Annotated in this window: 27 protein-coding genes and 1 tRNA gene; 17 read left to right on the top strand and 11 right to left on the bottom strand. The window is 64.7% G+C overall.

The genetic code is table 11. The features are described 5' to 3' along the window. Positions 1-87 precede the first annotated feature (87 nt). Positions 88-162 (top strand) — tRNA-Val (locus AAC645_RS01000). Between the two features lie 199 nt (positions 163-361). Here the strand turns inward: AAC645_RS01000 and tgt are convergent. Continuing rightward, positions 362-1,522 (bottom strand): tRNA guanosine(34) transglycosylase Tgt, encoded by a 1,161-nt coding sequence (tgt, locus tag AAC645_RS00995; protein WP_340313166.1) that lies wholly within the window; start codon positions 1,520-1,522, stop codon positions 362-364. A gap of 74 nt (positions 1,523-1,596) precedes the next feature. Here tgt and AAC645_RS00990 point away from each other — a divergent pair, with 74 nt between their 5' ends. From AAC645_RS00990 to AAC645_RS00970, 5 genes are all read left to right on the top strand, one after another. Then, the gene (locus tag AAC645_RS00990; protein WP_340313165.1) at positions 1,597-2,352 is read left to right on the top strand and encodes a TSUP family transporter; all 756 of its coding nucleotides are present in this window, start codon (positions 1,597-1,599) and stop codon (positions 2,350-2,352) included. Between the two features lie 165 nt (positions 2,353-2,517). Then, complete coding sequence (locus tag AAC645_RS00985; RefSeq protein ID WP_340313163.1) at positions 2,518-2,676, top strand: hypothetical protein; 159 nt, start codon at positions 2,518-2,520, stop codon at positions 2,674-2,676. A gap of 13 nt (positions 2,677-2,689) precedes the next feature. Further along, positions 2,690-3,142 (top strand): DUF488 domain-containing protein, encoded by a 453-nt coding sequence (locus tag AAC645_RS00980; protein ID WP_340313162.1) that lies wholly within the window; start codon positions 2,690-2,692, stop codon positions 3,140-3,142. A gap of 24 nt (positions 3,143-3,166) precedes the next feature. After that, complete coding sequence (locus AAC645_RS00975; protein ID WP_340313161.1) at positions 3,167-3,364, top strand: KTSC domain-containing protein; 198 nt, start codon at positions 3,167-3,169, stop codon at positions 3,362-3,364. Between the two features lie 85 nt (positions 3,365-3,449). Continuing rightward, positions 3,450-4,049 (top strand): DUF4142 domain-containing protein, encoded by a 600-nt coding sequence (locus AAC645_RS00970; RefSeq protein ID WP_340313160.1) that lies wholly within the window; start codon positions 3,450-3,452, stop codon positions 4,047-4,049. A gap of 75 nt (positions 4,050-4,124) precedes the next feature. Here the strand turns inward: AAC645_RS00970 and AAC645_RS00965 are convergent, their stop codons facing one another. Continuing rightward, positions 4,125-5,135 carry an NAD(P)H-quinone oxidoreductase gene (locus tag AAC645_RS00965; RefSeq protein WP_340313157.1) on the bottom strand — a complete coding sequence of 337 codons (1,011 nt, stop codon included), beginning with the start codon at positions 5,133-5,135 and terminating at the stop codon, positions 4,125-4,127. 53 nt (positions 5,136-5,188) lie between these two features. On the opposite strand from AAC645_RS00965, the gene AAC645_RS00960 reads away from it, so the two are divergent. From AAC645_RS00960 to AAC645_RS00940, 5 genes are all read left to right on the top strand, one after another. Further along, entirely contained in the window at positions 5,189-5,416 is a 228-nt protein-coding gene (locus AAC645_RS00960) for a DUF1192 domain-containing protein (protein ID WP_422785772.1), read from the top strand. Between the two features lie 125 nt (positions 5,417-5,541). Beyond that, positions 5,542-7,854, top strand: coding sequence for an ATP-dependent Clp protease ATP-binding subunit ClpA (gene clpA / locus AAC645_RS00955; protein ID WP_340313328.1), 2,313 nt, complete (start codon positions 5,542-5,544; stop codon positions 7,852-7,854). Positions 7,855-8,161: 307 nt separating this feature from the next. Then, positions 8,162-9,631 carry a Si-specific NAD(P)(+) transhydrogenase gene (sthA, locus tag AAC645_RS00950; RefSeq protein ID WP_340313155.1) on the top strand — a complete coding sequence of 490 codons (1,470 nt, stop codon included), beginning with the start codon at positions 8,162-8,164 and terminating at the stop codon, positions 9,629-9,631. A gap of 139 nt (positions 9,632-9,770) precedes the next feature. Beyond that, positions 9,771-10,457 carry an ABC transporter ATP-binding protein gene (locus AAC645_RS00945; protein ID WP_340313154.1) on the top strand — a complete coding sequence of 229 codons (687 nt, stop codon included), beginning with the start codon at positions 9,771-9,773 and terminating at the stop codon, positions 10,455-10,457. Next, positions 10,454-12,949 carry an ABC transporter permease gene (locus AAC645_RS00940; RefSeq protein ID WP_340313153.1) on the top strand — a complete coding sequence of 832 codons (2,496 nt, stop codon included), beginning with the start codon at positions 10,454-10,456 and terminating at the stop codon, positions 12,947-12,949. The genes AAC645_RS00945 and AAC645_RS00940 overlap by 4 nt, the downstream gene beginning before the upstream one ends. Before the next feature lie 9 nt (positions 12,950-12,958). On the opposite strand, the gene AAC645_RS00935 is transcribed toward AAC645_RS00940, so the two are convergent. Together AAC645_RS00935 and AAC645_RS00930 are read right to left on the bottom strand one after the other, a co-directional pair. Beyond that, on the bottom strand, positions 12,959-13,534 hold the full coding sequence (locus tag AAC645_RS00935; protein ID WP_340313152.1) for a nucleotidyltransferase family protein: 576 nt from the start codon (positions 13,532-13,534) through the stop codon (positions 12,959-12,961). Beyond that, positions 13,531-14,463: an XdhC family protein gene (locus tag AAC645_RS00930; protein WP_340313151.1), complete on the bottom strand. Its 933-nt coding sequence runs from the start codon at positions 14,461-14,463 to the stop codon at positions 13,531-13,533. The genes AAC645_RS00935 and AAC645_RS00930 overlap by 4 nt, the downstream gene beginning before the upstream one ends. 115 nt (positions 14,464-14,578) lie before the next feature. Here AAC645_RS00930 and AAC645_RS00925 point away from each other — a divergent pair, with 115 nt between their 5' ends. Beyond that, the gene (locus AAC645_RS00925) at positions 14,579-15,565 is read left to right on the top strand and encodes an adenosine kinase (RefSeq protein ID WP_340313150.1); all 987 of its coding nucleotides are present in this window, start codon (positions 14,579-14,581) and stop codon (positions 15,563-15,565) included. Between the two features lie 93 nt (positions 15,566-15,658). Here AAC645_RS00925 and AAC645_RS00920 read toward each other — a convergent pair whose 3' ends face one another. The 4 genes from AAC645_RS00920 to AAC645_RS00905 all read right to left on the bottom strand — a co-directional run bounded on the left by AAC645_RS00920 (position 15,659) and on the right by AAC645_RS00905 (position 18,168). Beyond that, positions 15,659-16,087 carry an ExbD/TolR family protein gene (locus tag AAC645_RS00920; protein ID WP_340313148.1) on the bottom strand — a complete coding sequence of 143 codons (429 nt, stop codon included), beginning with the start codon at positions 16,085-16,087 and terminating at the stop codon, positions 15,659-15,661. Positions 16,088-16,111: 24 nt separating this feature from the next. Further along, positions 16,112-16,594: an ExbD/TolR family protein gene (locus AAC645_RS00915; RefSeq protein ID WP_340313147.1), complete on the bottom strand. Its 483-nt coding sequence runs from the start codon at positions 16,592-16,594 to the stop codon at positions 16,112-16,114. A gap of 122 nt (positions 16,595-16,716) precedes the next feature. Next, positions 16,717-17,442, bottom strand: coding sequence for a MotA/TolQ/ExbB proton channel family protein (locus AAC645_RS00910; RefSeq protein WP_340313146.1), 726 nt, complete (start codon positions 17,440-17,442; stop codon positions 16,717-16,719). Positions 17,443-17,523: 81 nt separating this feature from the next. Beyond that, positions 17,524-18,168 (bottom strand): energy transducer TonB, encoded by a 645-nt coding sequence (locus AAC645_RS00905; protein WP_340313145.1) that lies wholly within the window; start codon positions 18,166-18,168, stop codon positions 17,524-17,526. 331 nt (positions 18,169-18,499) lie between these two features. Between AAC645_RS00905 and AAC645_RS00900 the strand changes: the two genes are divergently transcribed. After that, the gene (locus AAC645_RS00900) at positions 18,500-19,306 is read left to right on the top strand and encodes a hypothetical protein (protein ID WP_422785776.1); all 807 of its coding nucleotides are present in this window, start codon (positions 18,500-18,502) and stop codon (positions 19,304-19,306) included. Between the two features lie 31 nt (positions 19,307-19,337). Here AAC645_RS00900 and AAC645_RS00895 read toward each other — a convergent pair whose 3' ends face one another. Both AAC645_RS00895 and AAC645_RS00890 read right to left on the bottom strand, forming a co-directional pair. Then, a complete protein-coding gene (locus AAC645_RS00895) occupies positions 19,338-19,739 on the bottom strand; it encodes a dihydroneopterin aldolase (protein WP_340313142.1) in 402 nt (133 codons plus the stop codon). Then, the gene (locus AAC645_RS00890) at positions 19,739-20,500 is read right to left on the bottom strand and encodes an SDR family oxidoreductase (RefSeq protein WP_340313141.1); all 762 of its coding nucleotides are present in this window, start codon (positions 20,498-20,500) and stop codon (positions 19,739-19,741) included. The genes AAC645_RS00895 and AAC645_RS00890 overlap by 1 nt, the downstream gene beginning before the upstream one ends. A gap of 238 nt (positions 20,501-20,738) precedes the next feature. Between AAC645_RS00890 and AAC645_RS00885 the strand changes: the two genes are divergently transcribed. From AAC645_RS00885 to AAC645_RS00870, 4 genes are all read left to right on the top strand, one after another. Next, positions 20,739-21,272, top strand: coding sequence for a GNAT family N-acetyltransferase (locus tag AAC645_RS00885; RefSeq protein ID WP_340313140.1), 534 nt, complete (start codon positions 20,739-20,741; stop codon positions 21,270-21,272). Positions 21,273-21,359: 87 nt separating this feature from the next. Next, positions 21,360-21,926 (top strand): DUF1285 domain-containing protein, encoded by a 567-nt coding sequence (locus tag AAC645_RS00880; protein WP_340313139.1) that lies wholly within the window; start codon positions 21,360-21,362, stop codon positions 21,924-21,926. Then, on the top strand, positions 21,923-22,534 hold the full coding sequence (locus AAC645_RS00875) for a CoA pyrophosphatase (protein ID WP_340313138.1): 612 nt from the start codon (positions 21,923-21,925) through the stop codon (positions 22,532-22,534). The genes AAC645_RS00880 and AAC645_RS00875 overlap by 4 nt, the downstream gene beginning before the upstream one ends. Next, positions 22,531-23,736, top strand: coding sequence for a CCA tRNA nucleotidyltransferase (locus tag AAC645_RS00870; RefSeq protein ID WP_340313137.1), 1,206 nt, complete (start codon positions 22,531-22,533; stop codon positions 23,734-23,736). The genes AAC645_RS00875 and AAC645_RS00870 overlap by 4 nt, the downstream gene beginning before the upstream one ends. On the opposite strand, the gene AAC645_RS00865 is transcribed toward AAC645_RS00870, so the two are convergent. Continuing rightward, positions 23,712-25,496 (bottom strand): putative bifunctional diguanylate cyclase/phosphodiesterase, encoded by a 1,785-nt coding sequence (locus AAC645_RS00865; protein ID WP_340313136.1) that lies wholly within the window; start codon positions 25,494-25,496, stop codon positions 23,712-23,714. The genes AAC645_RS00870 and AAC645_RS00865 overlap by 25 nt on opposite strands. Between the last annotated feature and the right edge of the window lie 52 nt (positions 25,497-25,548).

Below are 25,548 nucleotides of genomic sequence, written 5' to 3'. Positions count from 1 at the left end.
GATCTCGACCTCTCCCAAAGCCCGCGCGCAAAAAGCATTTCGGCGGGGTTGCGTGGTCGCCTGGCCTCGGCTAGTGAGCGCCGCGTTGGGCGTGTAGCTCAGTGGTAGAGCACTGTGTTGACATCGCAGGGGTCGCAAGTTCAATCCTTGCCACGCCCACCATTCACCTCAGGCTGAATGCATGGATTAGGGCGTCTCTTCGGAGGCGCCCTTCCCTCGCTGGCGAGCAGGCTGCGGCGACTGGTCCGGGGACGATCGAGATCATCCCCGGAACGCCCAGGTTACGCAAAGCAACTTCACTCGATATCGGGACTTCTCCCGTCCCTGCAGATAGTTATAGCCGTATCCCGTTGGGATTCGGTTAAACGATGCTTGGCGTTTCGTTCACCATGTTCGCGCCGCGATAGGCTGCCCGGAAGCCGCTGGCGAAGGCGCTCAGCTGACCTTCCCCGATCGCCCTGCGCAGGTCGTCCATCAGCGCCTGGTAGAAGCTCAGATTATGTTCGGTCATCAGCATCGCGCCCAGGATTTCGCCCGCGCGGATCAGATGGTGGATATAGGCGCGGCTGAACTGCGCGCAGACCGGACAGGCGCAGGCCTCGTCGAGCGGGCGTTGGTCCTCGCCGAACCTGGCGTTGCGCAGGTTGATTGGACCGGAACGGGTGAAGGCCTGGCCGTTGCGGCCCGATCGGGTCGGCAGCACGCAATCGAACATGTCGATGCCGCGCTCGACTGCGCCGACGATGTCATCAGGCTTGCCGACGCCCATCAGGTAACGCGGCTTGGCGGCATCGAGTTGGCCCGGCGCGAAATCGAGCGTCGCGAACATCGCTTCCTGCCCCTCGCCGACAGCGAGCCCGCCGACCGCATAGCCGTCGAAGCCGATGTCCAGCAGCGCATCGGCTGATGCCTTGCGCAGCCCTTCGTCCAGCGCGCCCTGCTGGATACCGAACAGGGCCGCACGCCCGGCATGGTCGCCGCCTGCATCGAAGGCCGTACGCGAACGCTTGGCCCAGCGCATCGAGCGCTCCATCGCCTCGCCCTGCTGTTGAACGGTGGCAGTGGTCGGCACCAGTTCGTCAAATGCCATGACGATGTCGGAACCGAGCAGACGCTGTATCTCGATCGAGCGTTCCGGGCTCAGCATGTGGGCCGATCCGTCGAGATGGCTCTTGAAGGCGACGCCCTCTTCGCTGCGCTTGGTCAGGGCGGACAGGCTCATCACCTGATAACCGCCGCTGTCGGTCAGGATTGGGCGGTCCCAGCGCATGAATTCATGTAGTCCGCCCAGTCGCGCAACCCGCTCGGCGCCAGGCCGCAGCATCAGATGATAGGTGTTGCCCAGGATGATGTCGGCACCGGTCGCGCGGACATCCGCTGGTTTCATTGCCTTGACCGTCGCAGCGGTTCCGACCGGCATGAAAGCCGGCGTTCGGATCTCGCCGCGCTGCATGGCTATGGTGCCCGCACGGGCCTTGCCGTCGGTAGCGGCGATGGAGAACTGGAAGCGGGGAAGCGTCATCGGCACGCCCATAAAGAGGCCGCCGCGCACTGCCAAGGCTTGCACGGCTTGGTGGCATACGGCACGGCCGCGCCATGCATCTCGCGCCCGAAATCTATCTGCTGCTGACGGTCGTCGCCTTCACCGCCGGCGTTATCGACGCGATTGCCGGCGGTGGCGGGCTGCTCACGGTGCCGGCCATGCTGGCGGCCGGACTTCCGCCCATTCCGGCACTGGCCACCAACAAGCTTCAGTCAAGTTTCAGTTCGGGTACGGCCACTCTCAGCTTCAGCCGGAAGAAGATGATCAACTGGCGGACCTATTGGCCGCAGGTGCTGGCGATCCTGATCCTGTCGGCGATCGGCGCCCAAGTCGTCCAGTCGATCGAGACGGGCATGCTGAACCTGATCGTTCCCGGCCTGCTGATCGCGGTCGCCGCCTATGTGCTGCTCAGCCCGCGGATGTCCGACGAGGATGCGCATCACCGGCTCAGCGCCAGGGGCTATCTCCCCGTCGGCGCGGCGATCGGCTTCTACGACGGCTTCTTCGGACCCGGCACCGGCAGCTTCTTCGCCACCACCTTGGTATCGCTACGTGGTCTCGGCCTGATTCGCGCGACCGCCCACACCAAGGCATTCAATTTCGCCAGCAACATCGGAAGCCTGATCGTCTTCCTGATCGGCGGCCATGCCGTCATCCTGCTCGGCCTTTGCATGGCGATCGGCTCGGCTTCCGGGGCCTATACCGGATCGCACATGGCAATGCGGTTCGGCGCGCAGGTGATTCGCCCGGTGTTGGTAACGATTTCCCTCGGGCTGACGGCAAAGCTGCTGTGGACCGCTCTGAACTGAGCTCCGCTCCGGCGGGTGAAGCGATCAGCATGCGACGCTGACCGAATATGAGGGAGAACCTCACGGACTGTTCGCCACGGCGCCGGAACGACTCAACGAGGACCGTCTTGCTTTTCTGACCCGTTAGGGCCGAATATGACGGAGCATATAGCAGGAGAGATCGCGTTGGACGACAGCAGCACGCCCGAACCCGTACCGGAAAACAAGGGCAAGCAGGCACCGAAGATCACCAAGAAGACCGCCGTCGTCGGCGCCGCGATCGGCGTGGGCTCGGCCGCGATCGTGGCGGCGCTGCTCTACGCGAATCGTAGCAACAAGAGCTGAAGCGGCGGCGCCGGTGCGCATCTTCACGATCGGCTACGAGGGGTCGACCCAGTCGGAGCTGGTCGAGCGCCTGAAACTGGCCGGGGTTGCGTTGCTGGCCGATGTCCGTGCGGTCCCGCTGTCGCGTCGACCCGGTTTCTCGAAGAATATTCTCGCCGCCGGCCTCCGCGAGGCCGGCATCGACTATGTCGGCCTGAAGGCGCTGGGCACCCCGCCGGAAGGCCGCGAAGCCGCGCGCAAGCACGACCTCGCCAAATTGCGGCGGATATATACGGCGCAACTCGATCTGCCCGAGGCGATGGTGCAGGCGGCGCAACTCCGCGATCTCGCGCAGGAACGCCCGACCGCCCTGCTCTGTTTCGAGCGCGACCCTGCTTATTGTCACCGAACCCTGCTGGTCGAATCGATCATGCCCGAGGCCGAGGTGATCGATCTGTTCGTAGACGGCAGCGGCCCAGGAGCCTGACAGCGAGTTACGCGTTTTCGCCGCATGCCCTCGAGCGTCATCCGCCGTTTCGATTATGACGAGGCGAGCCGCCGCCTTGATGTCCTGTTCGTGACTGGACGGCGCTACAGCTATCACGACGTGCCCGCCAAGCTCGTCGAGGCGATGCACACTGCCCCTTCGAAGGGGCGGTTCTTCAACGCCCGAATCCGGGACCATTTCCGCTTTACGCGTGAGACATGATCGCGCGCGGGCCGCGTCACGAGAGCTGGTTCAGGAACGCCGTCGGCCTTTGGTCGTTTAGCGGGTCCGCCACGGAGGAAGACTCATGAAACATATATTAGTCGCGACTGTCGGTGTGTTGGCGCTCAGCCTAGCGGGCTGCAACAAATCCGAGCACGCCGCGCAAGGCGCCGCCAACAGCGCCAGCCAAACCGCCGACAGCGCAGGCGCAATGGCGTCGAATGCGATGGTCGACGTCAAGCAGGCGATGTCAGCCACCCCCAATGGAATGGACTTCGCCAACACCGCCGCCAAATCAGACGCCTTTGAAATCGCCTCCTCGAAGCTGGCGCAGGCCAACGCCACCTCGAAGGAGGTCAAGGATTTCGCCGCCGAGATGATCAAGGCGCACACGGACTCGACCAGCAAGATCAAGGCTGCCGCCGCCAAGGCCAGCCCAGCCATCACGCCAGATCCCGCGCTGACCGAGGATCAGAATGAGGACTTGGCCGAACTCGGCAAGAAGAAGGGCGCGGACTTCGACGAGGCCTATATCGATGGGCAGGTTGCGGCGCACCAGACGACGCTGGCGATGATGCGCGACTATGCCGAACGTGGTGACACGCCATCGCTGAAGGCGGTAGCGGGGGAAATCGCCCCGATCGTCCAGAAGCATCTCGATCACGCCAAGATGCTGGACAAATGATCGCATGATGACAAAGGGCCGGGCGCTATTGCCTGGCCCTTTCACCGCCTCCGCCTTTTCACCGCCCCGGCGCTCTCACCGCATGGCGGCGTCCATCACCAACACGACCTTCCCGATATGATCCTCGTCCATGCGCCGATGCGCGGCCGCGGCATCGGCCAGCGGGAAGGTCGCGTCGATCACCGGCTTCAGCCGCCCTTCCTCGACATGCGGCCACACCACCGATGCAATCTCGCTGGCGACCAGTGCCTTGAACTCCACGCTGCGCGGTCGCAGCGTCGATCCGGTGAGGCTCAGCCTCTTCTGCATCACCTTCCAGATCGGGATCTCGGCCTTGGCGCCGCGGAGCACCGCGATCGAGACGTGGCGGCCATCGTCCGCCAGGCAATCGATGTTGCGCGGCAGATAGTCGCCGCCGACCATGTCGAGCACCACGTCGACGCCTTGGCCCCCGGTGATGCGCCGCACCTCCTCGACGAAATCCTGCGAACGATAGTTGATCGCGTGGGCCGCGCCCAGGCCCAGCGCCGCGGCGCATTTGTCGTCCGAGCCGACGGTGACGATGATCCGTACCTGGAAGATCCGGCCGAGCAGAATCGCCATCGTACCGATTCCGCTGGTGCCGCCATGGACCAATACCTGGTCCCCCTCGTCCACATAGGCGCGCTCGAACAGGTTGCTCCACACCGTGAACAGCGTCTCTGGAATAGCCGCCGCTTCGATCATCGACAGAGTGTTCGGCACCGGCAGGCACAGCCCGGCTTCGGCCACGGCATATTCGGCATAGCCGCCCCCGGCGAGCAAGGCGCAGACCGGCTGGCCGAGCAACTCCCGCTGGGTCCCCTCGCCCAGAGCGACAACCTCGCCGGCCACTTCGAGGCCCGGTATCGTCGGCGCTCCCGGCGGTGGCGGATAGGCACCGATCCTCTGCGCAACATCCGGCCGGTTTACCCCCGCGGCTGCTACCCGAATCAGCAGCTGGCCCGGGCCAGGCCGTGGCACCGGCCGCCGGACGGGGACCAGAATCTCCGCCCCCCCCTTGTCCGCGGGATCGATCGCCGTCATCCAATCGGGAATTTCGGCCATGTAGACCCTCTTTTTCACGTGGCACCGGCCGGTCCACCTAAGGGTTTATTGACATGCGGCCCGCAGCGGTCAACGCTGTGTCCATGGAGCCCGACGATCTTTTCGCCAAGCGCCCCGACGATCCGGTGAAGCAACTCATCCGGCAGGATATCGATCACCTGTCAGTCGACGAACTTGAAGCCCGGATCGCCGCACTCGATACCGAAATCACGCGCTGCCGTGCAAAAATTAAAAAAGCCGTTAACCATCGCGCAACAGCTGAAAGCCTATTCAAGCGATGAAGGCGCGTTGTCGAGATCGGCGTTCCGCTGTCTCGGCAGAGACTGGTTCTTGATGAACGGACCACGGCACCCGACATATGCGTTACCGGCCTGGCTTGGCCCATGCCGCACGGAGTAAAATGACCATGCCTTCTTTCGCCCGCGAACTCGAACAGACGCTGCACAACGCGCTGAGCGCTGCCAGCAGCCGGCGTCATGAATATGCGACGCTGGAGCATCTGCTGCTCGCGCTGATCGCCGACGAGCATGCCTCGAAGGTGATGATCGCCTGCGGCGTCGACCTGTCCGAGCTTCGCAACGCCGTCACCAACTATCTCGATACCGAACTGGACGCGCTCAAGGTGGAGGGCGAAACAGATCCCTCGCCGACCAGCGGTTTTCAGCGTGTCGTCCAGCGCGCCATCCTCCATGTCCAGTCTTCGGGCCGCGAGGAGGTAACGGGTGCGAATGTGCTCGTCGCCCTGTTCAGCGAGCGCGAAAGCTATGCCGTCTTCTTCCTGCAGCAGCAGGACATGAGCCGCCTCGATGCGGTCAGCTTCATCAGCCACGGAGTCGGCAAGGCCGGACAACCCACGGAGCAACGCGAAGTGAAGGGCGCCGAAGAGGAAAAGAGCCAGGCCAAGGCCGATGGCAAGAAGGGCGAAAGCGCGCTCAAGCAATTCTGCGTGAACCTCAACGAGAAGGCCAAGAACGGCAAGGTCGATCCGCTGATCGGTCGCGGCCCGGAGGTCGATCGCACCGTCCAGATCCTGTGCCGCCGCTCGAAGAACAACCCGCTCTATGTCGGCGATCCAGGCGTCGGAAAGACCGCCATCGCCGAGGGGCTTGCGCGCAAGATCGTCGAAGGCGACGTTCCCGAGGTGCTGCTGCCTGCGGTGATCTACTCGCTCGACATGGGCGCGCTGCTCGCCGGCACCCGCTATCGCGGCGACTTCGAAGAGCGCCTCAAGCAGGTCGTGACCGAGCTGGAAAAGCTGCCCCACGCAGTCCTGTTCATCGACGAGATCCATACCGTGATCGGCGCTGGGGCGACCTCAGGCGGCGCGATGGATGCATCGAACCTGTTGAAGCCGGCGCTGTCGGGCGGCACGATCCGCTGCATCGGCTCCACCACCTACAAGGAATTCCGCAATCACTTCGAGAAGGACCGCGCGTTGCTGCGGCGCTTCCAGAAGATCGACGTGAACGAGCCGACGATCGAGGACACGATCAAGATCATCACGGGGCTGCGCACCGCGTTCGAGGAGCATCACCACGTCAAATACACGCCCGACGCCATCAAGGCGGCGGTCGAGTTGTCGTCGCGCTACATCAACGACCGCAAGCAGCCCGACAAGGCGATCGACGTGATCGACGAAGTCGGCGCTTCGCAGATGCTGGTGCCGCCGGCCAAGCGCAAGAAGGTGATCACGCCGAAGGAGATCGAGGCGGTGATCGCGACGATGGCGCGCATCCCGGCCAAGTCGGTCTCCACCGACGACAAGAAGACGCTCGGCTCGCTGGAGACCGATCTGAAGCGCGTCGTGTTCGGGCAGGACGCAGCGATCGGGATCCTCTCCTCGGCGATCAAGCTCAGCCGGGCGGGCCTCCGCGATCCGGACAAGCCGATCGGCAACTATCTGTTCTCGGGCCCCACCGGCGTCGGCAAGACCGAGGTCGCGCGCCAGCTGGCTTCGATCCTGGGCATTCCGCTGCAGCGGTTCGACATGTCCGAATATATGGAGCGCCATTCGGTCAGCCGTCTGATCGGCGCACCTCCCGGCTATGTGGGCTATGACCAGGGTGGGCTGCTGACGGACGCGGTCGACCAGCATCCGCATTGCGTGCTGCTGCTCGACGAGATCGAGAAGGCTCACCCGGACCTGTTCAACATCCTGCTGCAGGTGATGGACAACGGCAAGCTGACCGATCACCACGGCAAGACGGTGGACTTCCGCAACACCATCCTGATCATGACCACCAACGCCGGCGCATCCGACATGGCGCGCGAGACGGTGGGCTTCGGCAATCTCACCCGCGAGGGCGAGGATGAGGAAGCGGTCAAGAAGATGTTCACGCCGGAGTTCCGCAACCGCCTCGATGCGATCGTCCCGTTCGGCTATCTGCCGACCGAGGTGGTGTCGCGGGTCGTCGAGAAGTTCATCCTGCAGCTCGAACTGCAGCTGGCGGACCGCGACGTCCATATCAGTCTCGATGATGAGGCCAAGACCTGGTTGACCGCCAAGGGTTACGACAAGCTCTACGGCGCTCGCCCGATGGGCCGCCTGATCCAGGAGAAGATCAAGCAGCCCCTCGCCGAGGAATTGCTGTTCGGCAAGCTGGTCCATGGCGGCGAGGTCAAGGTGAAGCTGAAGGACGAAGCGCTGTCGTTCGAGATCGTCCCAGCGGCGCCGAAGCGCCCGAAAAAGGGCGGCACCAAGCCTAAGCTCAAAGTGTGATCGTTCAGCCTGGCTGAATCGGGCCCGTCTCGAAAGAGGCGGGCCTTTTGTTTTGACCCGCAGCCCCCTTAACCGTCATTCCAGCGGAGGCGGGAATCCACCGGCGAGCGAATTCCTACTCACGAGAGTCTTGACCAAGCCGCCAAGTGGATTCCCGCTTTCGGGGAATGACGCCGGATATAATGCGATAGCCTCTTATGTGATTTCCTCATTACTCTCGCCAATTCTCCACATTAACCATGTTTTCAGCCTCATCTTCTAGAAGGATTCATCGGACTCGCGAGAACGAGTCAACGCGGGGGATGTGATGCGCTACGAACTGATCGTTATTGGCAGTGGGCCGGCCGGACGCCGTGCTGCGATCCAGGCCGCCAAGCTCGGCAAATCGACCCTGGTCATCGAGAACCGCTTCCGCGTTGGTGGCGTCTCGGTACACACCGGCACTATCCCGTCGAAGACACTGCGCGAGACCGTGCTCAATCTGACCGGCTGGCGCGAGAGAGGCTTTTATGGCCGCGCCTATCGCGTCAAGAAGGACATCCAGGGCAACGACCTCAACGCCAGGCTGAAGATGACGCTGGAGCATGAGATCGATGTGCTCGAGCATCAGTTCACCCGCAACGGCGTGCGGACTGTCGAGGGTGCCGCCCAGTTCCGTGGTCCGCACGAAATCGCGGTCACCGGGCCGCGGGGCGACGTCCAGCTATTCGAGGCCGAGCGGGTGCTGATCGCCGTGGGCACCACTCCCTTTCGTCCTGCTTCGATACCGTTCAACGACAGCACGATTCTCGACAGCGACAGTCTGATCGCCAATCCACGCGTGCCCCGCAGCCTTACCGTGATTGGCGCCGGTGTGATCGGCATCGAATATGCCACAATCTTCTCGGCGCTTGACGTACCGGTGACGCTGATCGAGCCGCGCGACACTTTCCTCGATTTCGTCGACCGCGAGATTATCGACGACTTCGTCCACCAACTGCGCGACCGCGGCATGACGATCCGGCTCGGCTCCAAGGTTGAGCGCGTCGAGGTCGACGGCCAGGGCTGGCCGATCTCGGTGCTCGATGATGGCCGCCGTATTCGTTCGGAAATGCTCCTCTATGCGGCGGGGCGTATCGGCGCCACCGCCTCCCTCGGCCTGGAGAATTGCGGTCTCGAAGCCGACAGCCGCGGCCGGTTGAAGGTCGACCCCGTCACCCTCCAGACCGATGTTCCGCATATCTATGCCGCCGGCGACGTGATCGGCTTCCCGAGCCTCGCTTCCACATCGATGGAACAGGGCCGCATCGCCGCTTGCCACGCCTTTGGCGCGCCGATGCCCCCTGCCCCCGCTTATTTCCCCTATGGCATCTACGCAGTGCCCGAAATCTCTACGGTTGGCCTGTCCGAGCAGGAGGTGCGCGATCGCGGTATCCCCTACGAATGCGGCATCGCGCGGTTCCGCGAGACATCGCGCGGGCATATCATGGGCATGCAGGCGGGCATGATGAAGATGATCTTCGCGCTTGAGGACCGCCGCCTGCTCGGCGTCCACATCATCGGCGAAAGTGCGACCGAACTGATCCACATCGGCCAAGCGGTGCTCAACCTGGGCGGCACGCTCGACTATTTTGTCGAAAACACGTTCAACTATCCAACATTGGCGGAGGCGTACAAGATCGCCGCGCTCGATGCCTGGAACCGCATGCCGCGCTGCGACGACACGCACCAGAGCGCACTGGAGCGCGCGTTGCCGGAATTGCAGCGGCTTGCCGTCCAAGGACCAAAGGCCGCCTGAGCTTTTCGGATCCTGGGCTTGCTCGCTCCCGCCGCGGCGGGGAACAGGAATCCTTGTGAAACCACGCGCGCCCCATTGATAGTGCCGTCCACGATCCTCATGTTGCAGTACAGCAACGAAACAGGATCGCCCGGCCCCCATGACATTACCCATCATCGACGCCAGCGCCGTTCGTCTCGCGCTGGGCAAAGGGTCGGCGCGGGTCGAGATCCTCAAAAGCATCGACATCGCCATTGGCGGCGGCGAAACGGTCGCTCTGCTCGGGCCATCGGGCTCCGGCAAGTCGTCGCTGATGGCGATCCTATCGGGGCTGGAGCGGGCCGATGCCGGCGGCATCAGCGTGGCGGGGCTCGATTTCACCCGGCTCGACGAGGATGGCCTCGCCGCCGCGCGGCGGGGACGGATCGGCATCATCCTGCAGGCCTTTCACCTGCTTCCGACGATGACCGCGCTCGAGAATGTCGCCGTCCCCCTCGAGCTCGCCGGCGAAGCCGAGGCCTTCTCACGCGCGCGCGCCGAACTGGAGGCTGTGGGCCTTGGTCATCGGCTCGATCATTATCCGGCCCAGCTATCGGGCGGCGAACAGCAGCGCGTCGCCATCGCCCGCGCGACCGCGCCACGCCCCGTCATCCTCTTCGCGGATGAGCCCACCGGCAATCTAGACGCAGCAACCGGCGCGGGGATCATGGACCTGCTGTTCGATCGCCAACGCGAAACGGGCGCCACGTTGCTGGTGATCACGCATGATCCCGAACTCGCCAAGCGCTGCCGCCGGGTCGTCGAGATGCGGGACGGACAGATCATATCGGACCGCTCGGCCGCATGAACATCGCGTGGACGCTAGCACTGCGTGAGATGCGCGGGGGCCTGCGGGGTCTGCGCCTGCTGGTCGTCTGCCTGTTCCTGGGCGTTGCCGGGCTGGCCGGCGTCGGCAGCCTCGGCGAGGCGATCACCGCTGAGCTGGACGCCCGCGGCCAGGAAATATTGGGCGGCGACATCGAGATGCGAGTCGCCCAGCGCCAAGCTACGCCGGTCGAACGCACGGCCTTTTCCCGTGTCGGCATCGTCTCGACCAGCGTCCGTATGCGAGCCATGGCATCGCGCGTCGATGGTGAGGCTTCGGTGCTCGCCGAACTGAAGGGGGTCGATGATCGCTGGCCCCTCTACGGCGCGCTCAGGCTCGCACCGGGCGCGCTCGCTCCCCGCCCGGCCGGTCTCGGTGTCGCCGTCGCCCCCGAACTTGCCGAGCGGCTGTCGCTCCGCGTTGGCGATCGCATCCGCGTCGGCGATACGACGCTGCGCGTGACCGGCCTCATCGCCGACGAACCCGATCGCGTTGGCGAGGGCTTCACCCTCGGCCCGACGATTCTCCTGTCGCAGCAGGGGCTGGCGGCGACCCGGCTCGTTCAACCCGGCAGCCTCTACACAGCCCGCTACCGTATCCGCCTCTCCGGCAATCAGGATGCGCATGCGATCGCGGAGCGGCTGGATGACCGATTTCACGATGCCAACTGGGAAGTCACCGATCGCAGCAATGCTGCGCGCGGGTTGCGGCGCACGGTTGAACAACTCGGGCAATTCCTCACCCTTGTGGGGCTGACGGCGCTGATCGTGGCCGGCATCGGTGTCGGCAACGGGGTCTCGTCCTGGCTCGACCAACGGCGGCCGGGCATCGCGACCCTGAAGATACTGGGCGCGTCGTCGCGCAGCATCTTCCGCATCTACCTGATCCAGATCGCCCTGGTCGCAACCGGCGCGATCGTCGCGGGACTGGTGGCCGGCGCCGCCGTCCCTGCGCTGGTCGGCGCAGTCGCCGGCGACGTCCTGCCTGTAGAACCGCATTTCGCGCTTTTCCCGCTGCCGCTGCTGGTCAGCGCCGGCTATGGCCTGCTCGCGGCCTTGCTGTTCAGCCTCGCCCCGCTTGCCCGCGCGGGGCAGGTCAGTCCCGCGGCGATCTTCCGGGCGCGGATCGAGCCGTTCGGCCTCCCGCGTTGGAAGGTTTTGGCACCCATGGCCGGCGCAAGCGCAGGCATTGCGGCGCTTGCGATCGGCACCGCCCGCGATCCCCTGCTCAGCGCGGGATTCCTCGGAGGCACCATCGCCGTCTTCGCGCTGCTCGGCGCAATAGGCTGGCTCGTCCGCCGTGGCGCGCGCGCCGTGCCTCGCCCCCGGCGGCCGCTACTCCGCCTCGCCATCGCTAACCTGCATCGGCCGGCGGCACAGACCGATCGCCTCATCGTGGCGCTCGGCCTCGGCCTCACCCTGTTCGTGATGCTCGCGGTGCTGCAGACCAACCTCTCGAACCAGATCGAGCGCACCATCCCGGCGACGGCGCCGAACTTTTTCGTGCTGGACGTGCCCACCGATGGCATCGATCAGTTCCGCCACACCGTCCACTCCAAAGCACCCGACGCGGAGATCACCAGTGTACCGTCATTGCGCGGTTCGGTGGTGGCAGTCCGGGGGGTGCGTGTCGCCGACATGAAGCCGGTGCCCAAGGGCGCCTGGATCCTGAACGGCGACCGTGGCCTCACCTATGCATCGGTCCTGCCGCAGGGCAATGAGATCGTCGCGGGCAAATGGTGGCCTGCCGACTATGCCGGCCCGCCGCTCGTCTCGATCGAGGAGCAGGCGGCCAAGGCTCTCGCCCTCAAGCCTGGAGATGCGATGACGCTGTCGGTGCTCGGGGTGGAGATCGATGCAAAGATCGCCTCGATCCGCCGGGTGAACTGGGAGACGATGGGATTCAACTTCGGCATCGTCTTCGCACCAGGCACGCTCGAGGCGGCGCCCCATAGCTATATGGCGACAATCACCCTTCCCGATGCGCGCGAGGCTGCGGTGAACAAGGCGGTTATCGGCGCCTTTCCCTCGGTATCGCTGATCCGCGTCAAGGACGTGGTCAGCCAGGTCTCCCAGGTCTTCGGCCAGCTCGCCACGGCGATACGCGCTGCGGCCTCGGTGACGCTGGCTGCCGGCATCGCCGTGCTTATCGGCGCGATCGCCGCATCACGACGCGCACGGCTCTACGACGCGGTGCTGCTGAAGCTGCTCGGCGCGAGCCGGCGGCAGATCCTCGCGGCGCAGGCGATCGAATACGCCCTGCTCTCCATCATTGTCGCCGGGCTCGCGCTTGCCGTCGGCACAGCCGCCGGCTGGTACATCGTCACCGGCATCTTTGAGCTTCGCTGGGCGCCCGACTGGAGCGTGGTGCTGGCAACGCTGGCAGCCGGCGCAGTAGGAACGCTGGGGATCGGCATGCTCGGCTCCCTGCCTACCTTGGCGGCGCGGCCGGCGGCAGCATTACGGACGCTCTGACCCGAGCCCTCATGCAGCGATGAGACGCCGAGCCCGTTCCAGCGCCTCGGGCGTGTCGACATCGATCTCCACTCCCGGATCGTCGCAGTCCAGCAAGGTCGCCGGATGACGCGCGAACAGCGCCCGGCCGCCCAGGTCGCCGGTCAGTGCCGCCAGCTCGCCGAAATGGTCGCGCCCCCACAGCACCGGATTGCCCGGTCGCTGCTCATAGCAGGGCCGGACGATCGCGTCGGCCGATGCTCGTTGCGCGAGCGCCATCAGCGTGGAGGCCTGAACGAACGGCATGTCTCCCAAGCAGACTATCGCGGCCATCCAGTGGGATGGCGCAACGCGGGCTGCCGCCGCCAGGGAACACCCCATGCCGAGCGCGTGGTCGGCAACCTCGACGAGCACCGCTCGTCGCTCGAGCAGCGCCGCCACCCTGCTGCCGGGCGCGACCGCGATGATCGGCCCTTCGAGCCCGGCTGCGGCGATCGCCTCGCAGGCATGCAGGATGAGCGGCTTGCCGCCAAGGTCCGCGAGCAGCTTGTTCTCGCCCATCCGCCGCGCGCTGCCTGCCGCGAGGAGGATGGCGCCGACCGTCACGCGCCGCGCAACGCTGCCGTCGCGCCCGCCAGGATCGATAGCGCGATCTCTGCAGGGGTGGCGGCGCCGATCGCGAGCCCGGCCGGCCCGTCGACGCGAGCCAGCGCCTCGGGCGAGAAGCCAAGTGCTGCGAGCCGCTCCAGTCGGGCCGCATGCGTACGGCGAGAGCCAAGCGCCGCGATATAGAAGGCATTGCTGCGCAGTGCGGCGGCCAGCGCAGGATCGTCGATCTTGGAGTCGTGAGTCAGCGTGACCACCGCGGTGCCGGCGTCCGGCCTCCAATCGGCGAACGCCTCATCAGGCCAGCGCGTGTCTATATCGATACCGGCGAAGCGGCTCGCAGCCGCAAAGCTGTCGCGCGGATCGACCACCAGCACATGATAGCCGAGCTGCCGGGCCAGCGGCACCAGGCTCTGGCTGACATGCACGGCGCCGACGATCATCATCCGAAGCGGCGGGGAATAGTGATTGATGTAGCTTTCCTCGCTCGCCGGCGCGCCCTCGGTGCTAGCCCCGCTGGCGAGGTCGGTGCTGACGGCAACCCCGAGTCCTTCCCCGCGCTGCTGGATGACGCGATCGAGGAGCGCAGGCGGATAATGCTCGGCGTCGATGGTCTGGATCAGCACGGAAATCCTGCCGCCACAGGCCAGGCCAAAGGCCCAGGCATTGTCATCCTGCACGCCATAGTCGTGCCGTTCATGACCACCGCCCGAGCGGATCAGCGCCTGGGCCGCGACGATGACATCTCCTTCGACGCATCCGCCGCTCACCGACCCCTCGAACAATCCGTCGTCGCGGACGATCGCATGCGAACCGCGCCGCCGCGGCGCCGATCCCCAGGTTTCGATGACGGTGGCGATCGCGACGCCGTGGCCCTCCCCCACCCAGGCGCGGGCCTTGCGCAGGAGATCGTCAAGTTCGTCGAGCATGAGGCGGCCGTTCAGTCATAGGTTGGGCTTGCCCGCGCGGATCGCGCGCGGCATGGAGCAGCCGGCTTTGCCATAATTTTTCCACGGGCGCACCCGCCCAGCGCAGGGGCATATAATGACCGAAGCGACCCTCGACGTCGTCGGGATCGGCAATGCGATCATCGACCTGATCGCCCATGCCGAGGATGATTTCCTCGACCAGCACCAGCTTGCCAAGGGCGGAATGACCCTGATCGACGAGCCGACCGCCGAGCGGCTCTATGCCGCGATGGGCCCGGCCACCCGCGCCTCGGGCGGATCGGCCGGCAACACCATCGCGGGCCTGGGTTCGCTAGGCGCAGCCTGCGGCTATATCGGCAAGCTGCGCGACGATGAACTGGGTGCGGCCTATCGGCACGACCTACTGGCTGGAGGCGTACGCTTCACCACCGCGATGGCTTCCGATGGGCCCGCCACGGCGCGCTGCATCATCTTCGTCACCTCCGATGCCGAGCGGACGATGAACACCTATCTTGGCGCCTGCGTGAATCTGACCGCGGCCGATATCGACGAAGCACTCGTCGCCTCCGCCAGGATCACCTATCTCGAAGGCTATCTGTACGACGAGCCGCACGCGAAGGACGCGTTTCACCGTGCCGCCGACTTCGCCCATGCCGCGGGGCGGAAGGTCGCGCTTTCGCTGTCCGATGCCTTCTGCGTGGTGCGGCATCGCGAGGCCTTCCTCGACCTCGTCGCGAACCGCATAGATATCTTGTTCGCGAACGAGACGGAATTGCTGGCTTTGTTCGAAACCGACGACATCGAGGCAGCGCTTGCCCAGGTCAGCGGGATGGTCGATCTCGCGGCGATCACTTTAGGTGCTCAGGGCTCGGTGGTGGTGCGCGGCACAGAGCGGATCAGCAGCCCGGCCGCACCGGTCGCGCGCGTGGTCGACACCACCGGCGCGGGGGACCTCTATGCCGCCGGCTTCCTCTACGGGCTGACGCGAGACCTGCCGCTCGGCGAATGCGCCCGTATCGCCGGCCTCGCAGCGGCGGAAGTCATTTCGCACTTCGGCGCGCGCCCCGAAACACCGCTACGGGAATATGCGGCACTGACCTGAGCTGTTGTCCCGCCGACTGAACATCGACAGCACCAAAGAAAAAGGGCGGCCCCGCAAGGCCGCCCTTTACTTATTCAGGCTGTGAAAGCGACCTCAGAAGGCGCCGCCATAAGCCTCGTTACCGACGAAGCCCATCTTTTCGACCTGCGCACGCTTGGTGACGGCCAGAACCTGGTCAACGAGCACGTAACGCGCCTGCGGATCGGGCTGCAGATGCAGCTCCGGGATCGGGTTCATCGTCTGGGTGATGTCCAGATACTGACGAAGCCGGACCAGATCGATCGGGCTGCCATTCCAGAGCACTTCCCCCGCTGGCGTGATGACAACCTTGTTCTTCACCGGATCGACCGGCGGAGGATTGGTGTTGTTGTCATTGACCGGCAAATCAAGCTTCACCGCGTGGGTCTGGATTGGAATGGTAATGATGAACATGATCAGCAGCACCAACATCACGTCGATCAACGGCGTGGTGTTGATGTCCATCATGGGCTCGCCTTCGGTGGTACTTGCGGCCATTGCCATGACTAAAACTCCTGAAAAGCGAGATCAGCTACGCTCGTGAACCATGCCCGGGGGCGGCTCGGAAATGAAGCCGACGCGGGTAAATCCAGCGCGTTGCATGTTGTACACGGCGCCCCCGATGCAACGATAGGGCGTGTTGATGTCACCGCGGATGTGGACTTCAGGCAGTTCGAGACCGGGGGCATTCGGGCCACCCTGGCGATCGATTTCCTTCCGCAGCTTCACGACGGCACGATCGATCAGTTCCTGAGCGGTCACCGGGGTCTGGCCCCAGTAGACCTGGCAGGCGCCGCTTGGGGAAGCACGCACGGTCAGTGCCACATTCTCCGGCTTGGTCGTCGTGGGCTCGAACACCACGTTCGGCAACTTGACGGGAACGGTCTGGATCACGACCGGAACCGTAATCAGGAAGATGATCAGAAGCACCAGCATGACGTCGACGAGCGGCGTCGTGTTGATGTCCGACATCGGGGCGTCGTTTTCGGCGGGGCCCGCACTCATGGCCATCGGCACAAATCCTATCTACTTGGCGGCATATCGGAGCATCGGCGCGTCGCGCCGCTTCCGGGCCATAACTTCCTCGAGAACGGGGCGGGCGCAGCGTGCGCCCGCCACCGTTCATCCGCCGATCACTTCTTGACGGCAGGCGCCGGAGCCGCCTTCGTCATGGTCGCGGGCTTCACCGCACCGGCCGACACCATGTAGCCATGGAGATCGGTCGAGAAGGCCGCCAACTGCTCTGCTACCACCTTGTTGCGGCGGATCAGCCAGTTGTAGCCGAGCACGGCCGGCACGGCCACGGCGAGACCGAGTGCGGTCATGATCAGAGCCTCACCGACCGGGCCGGCAACGGCGTCGATCGAAGCCTGACCGGCAGCACCGATCTTGATGAGCGCGCGGTAGATGCCGATAACCGTGCCGAACAGACCGATGAACGGCGAGGTCGAACCGACCGTGGCGAGCACCGCAAGGCCGTTGCCCAGCTTCGAGTTGATCAACGCCTGGCTGCGGGAAAGCGAGCCGGTCAGCCACTCATGCTGGTCGACGGGATCGGTCAGCTTCGTGTGCTGGTCCTGAGCGACCAGGCCGTCGTCGACGATCTGGCGATAGGCCGAGTTCTTCTCCAGCTTCGCCTGGCCATCGCGCAGGCTGGGCGCGGTCCAGAAGGTGGCGCGCGCGCGCTTACCCTGGTTCAGGATCTTCTGCTGCTCGAGCAGCTTCGTGAACATGATGTACCAGGACGCCGCCGACATCACGACGAGGATGATGAAAACCGTCCATGCAATCGTACCGCCCTGCTCGAGAGCGGCCATAAGGCCATAGGGGTTGGAACCTGCGGCTGCGGGAGTAGCCATAAACTGAATTTCCTTCTCTGAAACTGTCTCTGCAATGGGTGGTCAGGCGGAGCCAGTCGGGCGACCCGCTCCGCCGGAAGGTCAATCCTTCGGAATCCTCCAGGTGAACCGACCGTTGTACACGCTTGTGGTCGGGTTGCCCGACGAGTCCTTGCCCGGATTGAACCGCCCACGACGCTGGAGCAGCGTGCAGGAAGTCTGATCGAGCCGCGGAAATCCGCTGCTGGACGTGACTGTGCATCCGGTGACCCTGCCGTCCGTACCGACATCGAGCCTGTAGGCCACGGTGCCCTCTTCATTCGCGCGCAGCGAAGCCGAAGGATAGTCGTCGGTGGACATGAGGGACTGGAAGTTCCCCTTAGGTGTCGCACGCACGGGTGCGACGGTCGGCGGAGCCGGCGGCGCAGTTGCGTGGATCACCGGCGGCGGAGCGACCGGAACGTTCACGATAGTCGGAGCGACCGGCGCCTGCACCTGGACGATCGGTGGTGGCGCGACGACGGGCGGCGGCTCGATCTTTGTTTCGGGGGGCGGGGGCGGCGGCTTGTCCGGGGGCGGAGGAGCCTCTTCATCAACGTCGAAGGTCTTCAGGTCGCGAGCCACCTTCTTGACGACGTTATACGCAAGCCCGGTGACGAAGGCGTACCCGATGATCGCATGAAGCAGAATCACCAGCGCAATCGACACCGCCTTGCGGGTGCTCATCGATTGATCAGCGTAAGCCATTAAGGAACGACACTCCCTCCAATCCATAAGCCTGCAAAAGGCCGGAATTTCACCAATGACAGCTCATTGGCGCCCGGCCCCTACCCGCCATAACATGATTTGATATTTAGCGGAGGTGTGTCCTTATCGCGACAGTTCGTTCGACGCAATAAGCGAAACGCCATGGAGCTATGGTTTTCGGCCATTCCGCACCCACTGCTTCACCGCTATTGAGGGGTTGGAACATGCGGAAACGAGGATCCGATCGATGCATCTACTGGATAACCGCCGCCGCCAACTCAGATTTGGCACGGCCTTTGCTTTATGCCTGGTCGGCATGGTTACGCCCATCATGTCGGCTATGGCCCAGACAGATGCTGCCGCGCGCGCTGCGGACCTTGTAAATTCAGGCCTTTCCTACGCCGATCTGGCCGATCTGGCCCTGACCGCGCCCATCGTTGCGGGGGTTTCGGTGGTCAAAGCGGAGCGATTGAAAGGAGCCTTGGCGCCCGGTCTGGCAGCCGGTCGAGCCCGATTTCTGATACAGGCGACGACGATGATTCTGCTCCGGGGTGCCGACGGCATGCCAGGTACGGTCAGTTATATTGTCGACGTCCCGCTCGATGCCGGCGGCAAGCCGCAAAAGCTGAAGAAAGCGCGGTTCATCCTGTTTGCAGACCGCGTCCCGGGGCGCCCGCTGGAGCTCCGGCTCACTTCGCCTTATTCGCAGCTCGATTGGACGCAAACGAACGAATCGCGGCTCAGAGCGATTCTTACCGAGGCGATTTCGCCCGCCGCACCGCCGATTGTTACGGGGATCGGCAGCGCCTTTCATGTGCCTGGCGCGATTCCCGGCGAAAGCGAATCTCAGATTTTCCTCACCACGCGTGACAACCGCCCGATCTCGCTGTCGGTCTTGCGTCGTCCCGCGGAGCAGCCGCAATGGGCGGTGGCGCTGGGCGAGATGGTCGACGACAGCGCCCGCGCGCCTGCCAGGGACAGCTTGCTCTGGTATCGGCTCGCCTGTTTCCTGCCTTCGCGGATTCCCGATGCGAGCGTTGCAGCGCTGTCGGAAGGAGATGCTGCAGCAGTGCGGGAGGATTATCGCTTCGTGCTCGACCAGCTCGGCGCCTGCGGCCGAACCCTCGGACAAAGATGAAGTACTCCTTCTGCGCCACGGCGCGTTCGGGCTATCGGAAGGAGCTCAGCTCCACGCCGACCGCTCTGCAGTCGGGATAGACGTCCGGCTTGCTCGTCGCGATGCGAAGGCCCTGCACGCCTGCTCGCGCCGCCACCAGCATATAGATTTCGCGAACGAGCGTTTCCTGCAGATTATAGCGCCGGCCCTCTACGAGCCGCAGAATTTCAGAACGGAGGAAGTCGTAATCCCAGGCGGCCGCGACATCGTCGACCGCAGCGAAACTGGCCTCGTCCAGCCACAGCTCCACGGTGACGAACACGCGCTGCGGATTGCCGACTTCGAAGTCGTGAAAGCCGATATCCACAGGCACCGCAAAATCGCGCAATATGATCCGCCGGGTGCGCGGCAGAAGATGTTCGGGCACAAGGCCGTCAAGCGAGGCGGGATCCATCAGAGCTCCATGAACTGGACGTCGCGCGGCAGGCCCAGGAAGCGCTGACCGCCGTCGAGCGTGATCGTCTGCCCGGTGATCGTCGGCACGGCAACCAGGAAGCGCAGGGCGGCGACGATCTCGCCGACATCGACGCCACGCCCCAGTGCATTCATGCGATGAACCTTTTCGAAATTTTCCCGGCTCTGGGGACCGGAGACGAGCGTGACCGATGGCGCGATGGCATTCACGCGGATGCCTCGGCCGGCCAGGCTGCGCGCCAGCAATTCGCTGGCCCCGGCGAACGCCATCTTCGACACTGTGTAGGAGAAAAAGTCGGGGTTGGGCTGGGACAGCTTCGCATCGAGCATGTTGACGATCAATCCGCCCGCCCTTTCCGGCACCACCGCGGCGAAAGCCCGCGACAGCAGAGCCGGCCCCCGCACATTGGCGGCCATGTGCATATCCCAGCTCTCGATCGAGAAATCGTCCAGCGCATCATAGACGAAGGCGGACGCGCTGTTCACCAGCAGCGCGGGCGGCGGCATGCCTTCGAGCGCCGCTATGATGCGCTCGGGCCCGTCAGGCGTGGCGAGGTCGGCCCGGACCGTCCGCGCGCCTGGCAAGCTGGCGGCCAGCGCCTGCGCCTCACCCTCCGAGTCGCGATAATGAATCAACACGTCCCAGCCGTCCGCGGAGAGCGCCTTGGCGATTTCGGCACCAATCCGCCTTGCGGCACCGGTGACGATCGCGGTCCTGCGGGGGGCGAACTCTGCTGTCATGGCGGCATCCGATAGGCGCTGCCCGAAAATCGGGCAAGCCGAACGACGATGAGACGGTCCGGCTTCGAAACGTCTGCTGTACCATGGTTATCCACAAGCTATCCACAGACGGTGGGGAAAACGCGACTGGATGGAAAGCCAGCAGGCCAGTTTTGCCATGTCGCAATCACAGTTATTGCGGCGGTCGGCTTTGAACCTTAAACGCCGCGCTCCAGTGAGTCCCAGGATCCCGGCTACATTGATCAAGCTCGTACCCATTGCGTCGGTTGGCACGTCCGACATCGACGCCCTGCTCGACCTCGCCTTCGGCGCCGACCGTCGGCAGCGCACTGCCTACCGGCTGCGCCAGGCTGCCGAGCCGATCCCGGAATTGAGCTTCGCGGCAGTCGAGGATGGAGTGCTGCTGGGATCAATCCAATGTTGGCCGGTGCAACTGACCGAGAGTAACGGCGGGATAACGCCGCTGATCCTGGTCGGGCCAGTCGCGGTTCATCCCGACCGCCAGCGCGACGGAATCGGGCGCAAGCTGGTCGAAGCGGCTCTCGCACGCGCCGACGCCGACGACAGCGAGCCGATGATGCTGATCGGCGACGCGATCTATTATGACCGATTTTTCGGCTTCTCCGCGCGCCATACACGTGGCTGGACGCTGCCGGGGCCCGTCGATCGCGACCGGCTTCTGGCGCGGCTACGCCCTGGCCAGACGGTGCCAAGCCACGCTGCCCTAGGCCCGCGCCCAAGCCCTGCGCTCGACTTGCAGAAAATCGCCTGAACCGCACGACACGCCGCCGGCGGAACGCCGCCGGCGGTTGCGATCGCCCCCTTGTGCAGGGCGGCGATTGACGGCACATCGCCCCTCATGCCCGAAAGCCATCCGCCACCCGATCTTGCCGGCCTGTCACTGAGCGACATCGCCGCGCTTGGCGCGGAAAACCGGCTCCCGCCCGTGGACAAGTGGCATCCCGCCCATTGCGGTGACAGCCATATGCGGATCGCGAGCGACGGCACCTGGTTTCACGAAGGCTCGCCGATCGGCCGCCCAGCGATGGTGCGGCTGTTCTCGACGATATTGCGGCGCGAACCCGACGATAGCTATGTGCTGGTCACGCCCGCCGAAAAGCTCTCGATCCTGGTCGATGACGCGCCTTTCGTCGCCGTGGAGATGAAGGCCGAAGGAAACGGTCCCAACCGCCGCCTGGCGTTCCGGCTGAACACCGGCGATCTCGTCATCGCCGACGCCGAACACCCGCTTCGGGTGCGTGAACGCGCGGACGGGCCGCATCCCTATGTCCGGGTACGAAAGGGCCTCGATGCCCTGATCGCCCGTTCGGTTTATTATGAGCTGGTCAACATCGCATTGGACGAGGGTAGCGAGCCTGTGGGCATCTGGAGCGCAGGCGAATTCTTCGTTCTGGAGGCGCAGTGAGCGGTCTAGCGGGCCGGCTGCGCGGCAGCCTGGCCGCCAATCCTGAACCCGACGGCCACGCTCCGGGTTGGGTCGGCGAGCAGGTGGAAAACCTCGAATCGCTGTCGCATGCTGCCGTGCTGGTACCGATCATCGATGCCCCGCAGCCGCGCGTGCTGATGACCGTACGCCACGCCGGGCTGCGCGCGCATGCGGGCCAGGTGGCCTTTCCGGGCGGACGGATCGACCCAAGCGACGAAGGTCCGATAGCAGCGGCGCTGCGTGAAGCCTGGGAGGAGGTCGGCCTCCCCCCCGAGCAGGTTGAGATCGTCGGCACCACCCGATCGCACGCGACGAGGACAGGGTACCTCATTACGCCAGTAATAGCGGTCATCCCGGATGGCCTGGATCTGCGGCCCCATGAGGCAGAGGTCTCCGGGCTGTTCGAAGTGCCGCTGGATATCTTGCTGGCCGAGGCAAGGCACCTGCGAAAGTCGACAATTTTCGATGGCATCGAGCGTGAATATTACGAGATCGACTGGCCGCACGAACGCATCTGGGGCGTTACAGCCGGTCTCATCGTGGACTTCGCGCCGCGGCTGCGTGCCGCGATCAGATCGCCGTCATGATTTCTCTGCCGGATGCCGCCTGGCGACACAACGCCGGGCTGGACGCGCTCATGGCGGCGATGGGGGGCGACGAAGGGCTGGTCCGCTTTGTCGGCGGCGCCGTACGCGACACGCTGCTGGGCCTTCCGGTCAAGGACATCGATTGCGCGACCCGACTCCTGCCGGAGGAGAGCATCCGTCGGATCGCCGCAGCGGGATTCAAGCCGATCCCGACCGGCATGGCCCATGGCACGGTCACCGCACTCCTGCCCTCCGGGCCGGTCGAGGTCACGACGCTGCGCCGCGACATCGCCACCGACGGCCGCCGCGCCACCGTTGCCTTCACCGACGAATGGCGCGAGGATGCTGCGCGGCGTGACTTCACGATCAACGCGCTGTCCGCAGACCCGGAGACCGGCGCGGTGTACGACTATTTCGGCGGACTCGACGATCTCGCCCAGGGACTTGTCCGCTTCATAGGCGATCCCCTGCAGCGCATCGCCGAGGATCATCTGCGCATCCTGCGGCTGTTCCGCTTTCATGAGCGCTTTGGTTCAGGCGACCCCGATCCCGCAGCATTGGCCGCCTGCATCGCGCGCGCCAACGACCTGATGGCGCTCTCCCGCGAACGTATTGCTGACGAATTGCTCAAGTTGCTTGGCGGCGAAAATCCCGCACCTACGGTCCGGCTGATGGTCGACAAGGGGATACTGCGGCCAATTATCCCCGAGGTCGGCGGCGAAGGAGTAGAGCGGCTCGCCCGATTGACCACGCGCGAACGAGCGGCTGGCGTGGCTGGCGATCCGCTGCGGCGATTGGGCGCACTGCTGCCGCGCGATGCCGCGAGCGCCTCGTCGATCGCTCGGCGGCTGAAGCTCTCCAAGGCTGCGGCGCGGCGCCTTGAACAGGCTGCATCGGATGACGATGCTACGGCCGGCAACCTCGCCTACCGGTTTGGCCCCGAGGTCGCGAGCGACATCTTGCTGCGCAGCGATCGTGATCTGGACGCGCTCGGTATCGACCAGTTGCGCGGGTGGGTGCGCCCCCGCCTTCCAATCGGCGGCGGCGATCTCATCGCGATGGGGCTGCGCGCCGGGCCAGGTGTCGCGGCGACGCTGCAAGCAATCGAACGGCGATGGATGGCAGAGCAGTTTCCCGGCAACGCACGCGTCGCGGCTATCGCTGCCGAGGAAGTCGATCAGGCCTTGCGGGCGGAGAGATAGGCAAATGCCGCGTCGGCATGGAGCGGACGCGCAAAATAATAGCCCTGTGCGACATCGCAGCCCAGGCCGATCAGTGTCTCAGCCAGTTCCTGGGTTTCGACCCCTTCCGCCGTCGTAGCCATGCCGAGCGCGGAAGCGAGGCCGAGTACCGCGCGCACGATAGCCACCGAGTCGGCGTCGTGCAGCATCGGCGCGATGAAGCTGCGGTCGATCTTGAGCACGTCGATCGGCAGCTTCTGGAGATAGGCAAGGCTCGAATAGCCGGTTCCGAAGTCATCCATCGCGATCAGCACGTCGAGATCATGGATTGCGCGAAGAACATTGGCGATGCCGTCCGGATCGCCGACGATGCAGCTTTCGGTCAGCTCTATCTTCAGCCGATTGCCGGCGATTCCGCTCTCCATCAGCGCAGCATTTATGGCCGCGACGACATCGTCGCGATGGAACTGCACCGCAGATACATTGACCGCCATGTGGACGGGGAGCGGTGCGCCGGCCTTGCGGTCCCATTCGGCGAGGGCACGGGTCGCCGCGCGCAGCGCCCAGCGGCCGAGCGGAACGATCAGTCCGGACTCTTCTGCCACCGGAATGAATTCGGCTGGCGAGATCGAGCCCTTTTCGGGATGATCCCATCGCGCGAGAGCCTCGAAGCCGATGACGTCGCCGCTATGTAGGTCGATCAGGGGCTGGTAGGCGAGCTGGAGCTGATCGCGCTCGATGGCGCGACGCAGTTCGGTTTCCAGGCTGAAGCGCTGGCGCGCCGCTGCGCTGTCGCAGGCCTGATAAATTTCGGCATGGCCGGAATGCTTCGCCCGCTTCATCGCGAACTGGGCATTGCGGATCAGATCCTCGACCGCTTCGATCGTGGGGGACATCATCGCAACGCCGACGGCGCAGTCGATCTTGATCTCGAGGTCGCCAAGCCGGATCGGGGTCGCGAGACAGGCCATCATGCGGCGGGCTGCACGCATCGCCTCCGACGCGTCGTCCGCCACATTGAGCAGTACCGCGAACTCGTCACCGGCCAGACGCGCCAACAGGTCGCCGGCGCGGAGTGCGGAAATCAGCCGGCGCGCGACGGTTATAATCAATTCGTCGCCCGCGAGTGAACCGACGCCTTCGTTGACCCGGCTGAAGCGGGTCAGGTCGACCAGCAGCACCGCGAACTGACGACCCTCTGTCTCGAAATTGGCCATCGCATGCTCGACATGCTCGGCAAATGCTGCGCGATTGGGGAGTCCCGTCAGGCTGTCGCGCAGCATCTGCGAACGCAGTGAGCGCTCGCCTTCGACCTGCTGGGTGCGATCGATCAGCGATACGATGCAGCGGGGAACGGGTGATTCGCTAACCGACAGTAGCGACAGGCGAACCGCAAAATGGCGGCCGCTGATACCGTCGCCCTCCTGCATGTCGAAGGAGCGATCACGCTCGTCCGAGCCAAGGAAGTCAGCAAGCTCGGGCATGAGCGGCAAGGCGATACCGGCACATAGGTCGCGCGCCGCATCGGCTTCCGCGAAGCCGCCGCGACGCTGCGAAAGCTGCAGGAATGCAGTGTTTCTCGCCAGTATCGTAGGTTTCTTGTCGATCAGGCCGACCAGCACAATGGCGATCGGAAGCGTATCGATGAACTCCTGCTGCGCAGCAGTGCGCGGCGTATCGAGCAGCTCCTGCAACGCTACCGGCAGCATCTGCAAAGACAATGGCGAGCGGTCTTCGATCCGCTCGGAAGTCTTGATGATCTCGGTTTTGGCCGGCCGCATGGTCTAACCGCATTAGCAGCGCAGGGTTAACGCACTCTTTCGAAGGGCTTAG

The sequence above is a fragment of the Rhizorhabdus argentea genome (genome assembly GCF_037861105.1).
In the GTDB taxonomy this organism is placed as follows: Bacteria; Pseudomonadota; Alphaproteobacteria; order Sphingomonadales; family Sphingomonadaceae; genus Rhizorhabdus; species Rhizorhabdus argentea.
This window is presented reverse-complemented; position numbering and strand designations above follow the sequence as displayed.

What these genes read in the sequence shown, in the direction of transcription:
- tgt (WP_340313166.1), bottom strand. Translation starts at nt 1,522, where the DNA reads ATGACGCTTCCCCGCTTCCAGTTCTCCATCGCCGCTACCGACGGCAAG.
- AAC645_RS00990 (WP_340313165.1), top strand. Translation starts at nt 1,597, where the DNA reads ATGCATCTCGCGCCCGAAATCTATCTGCTGCTGACGGTCGTCGCCTTC.
- AAC645_RS00975 (WP_340313161.1), top strand. Translation starts at nt 3,167, where the DNA reads ATGCCCTCGAGCGTCATCCGCCGTTTCGATTATGACGAGGCGAGCCGC.
- AAC645_RS00970 (WP_340313160.1), top strand. Translation starts at nt 3,450, where the DNA reads ATGAAACATATATTAGTCGCGACTGTCGGTGTGTTGGCGCTCAGCCTA.
- AAC645_RS00965 (WP_340313157.1), bottom strand. Translation starts at nt 5,135, where the DNA reads ATGGCCGAAATTCCCGATTGGATGACGGCGATCGATCCCGCGGACAAG.
- AAC645_RS00960 (WP_422785772.1), top strand. Translation starts at nt 5,189, where the DNA reads ATGCGGCCCGCAGCGGTCAACGCTGTGTCCATGGAGCCCGACGATCTT.
- clpA (WP_340313328.1), top strand. Translation starts at nt 5,542, where the DNA reads ATGCCTTCTTTCGCCCGCGAACTCGAACAGACGCTGCACAACGCGCTG.
- sthA (WP_340313155.1), top strand. Translation starts at nt 8,162, where the DNA reads ATGCGCTACGAACTGATCGTTATTGGCAGTGGGCCGGCCGGACGCCGT.
- AAC645_RS00945 (WP_340313154.1), top strand. Translation starts at nt 9,771, where the DNA reads ATGACATTACCCATCATCGACGCCAGCGCCGTTCGTCTCGCGCTGGGC.
- AAC645_RS00940 (WP_340313153.1), top strand. Translation starts at nt 10,454, where the DNA reads ATGAACATCGCGTGGACGCTAGCACTGCGTGAGATGCGCGGGGGCCTG.
- AAC645_RS00930 (WP_340313151.1), bottom strand. Translation starts at nt 14,463, where the DNA reads ATGCTCGACGAACTTGACGATCTCCTGCGCAAGGCCCGCGCCTGGGTG.
- AAC645_RS00925 (WP_340313150.1), top strand. Translation starts at nt 14,579, where the DNA reads ATGACCGAAGCGACCCTCGACGTCGTCGGGATCGGCAATGCGATCATC.
- AAC645_RS00920 (WP_340313148.1), bottom strand. Translation starts at nt 16,087, where the DNA reads ATGGCAATGGCCGCAAGTACCACCGAAGGCGAGCCCATGATGGACATC.
- AAC645_RS00915 (WP_340313147.1), bottom strand. Translation starts at nt 16,594, where the DNA reads ATGGCCATGAGTGCGGGCCCCGCCGAAAACGACGCCCCGATGTCGGAC.
- AAC645_RS00910 (WP_340313146.1), bottom strand. Translation starts at nt 17,442, where the DNA reads ATGGCTACTCCCGCAGCCGCAGGTTCCAACCCCTATGGCCTTATGGCC.
- AAC645_RS00905 (WP_340313145.1), bottom strand. Translation starts at nt 18,168, where the DNA reads ATGGCTTACGCTGATCAATCGATGAGCACCCGCAAGGCGGTGTCGATT.
- AAC645_RS00900 (WP_422785776.1), top strand. Translation starts at nt 18,500, where the DNA reads ATGTCGGCTATGGCCCAGACAGATGCTGCCGCGCGCGCTGCGGACCTT.
- AAC645_RS00895 (WP_340313142.1), bottom strand. Translation starts at nt 19,739, where the DNA reads ATGGATCCCGCCTCGCTTGACGGCCTTGTGCCCGAACATCTTCTGCCG.
- AAC645_RS00890 (WP_340313141.1), bottom strand. Translation starts at nt 20,500, where the DNA reads ATGACAGCAGAGTTCGCCCCCCGCAGGACCGCGATCGTCACCGGTGCC.
- AAC645_RS00880 (WP_340313139.1), top strand. Translation starts at nt 21,360, where the DNA reads ATGCCCGAAAGCCATCCGCCACCCGATCTTGCCGGCCTGTCACTGAGC.
- AAC645_RS00870 (WP_340313137.1), top strand. Translation starts at nt 22,531, where the DNA reads ATGATTTCTCTGCCGGATGCCGCCTGGCGACACAACGCCGGGCTGGAC.
- AAC645_RS00865 (WP_340313136.1), bottom strand. Translation starts at nt 25,496, where the DNA reads ATGCGGCCGGCCAAAACCGAGATCATCAAGACTTCCGAGCGGATCGAA.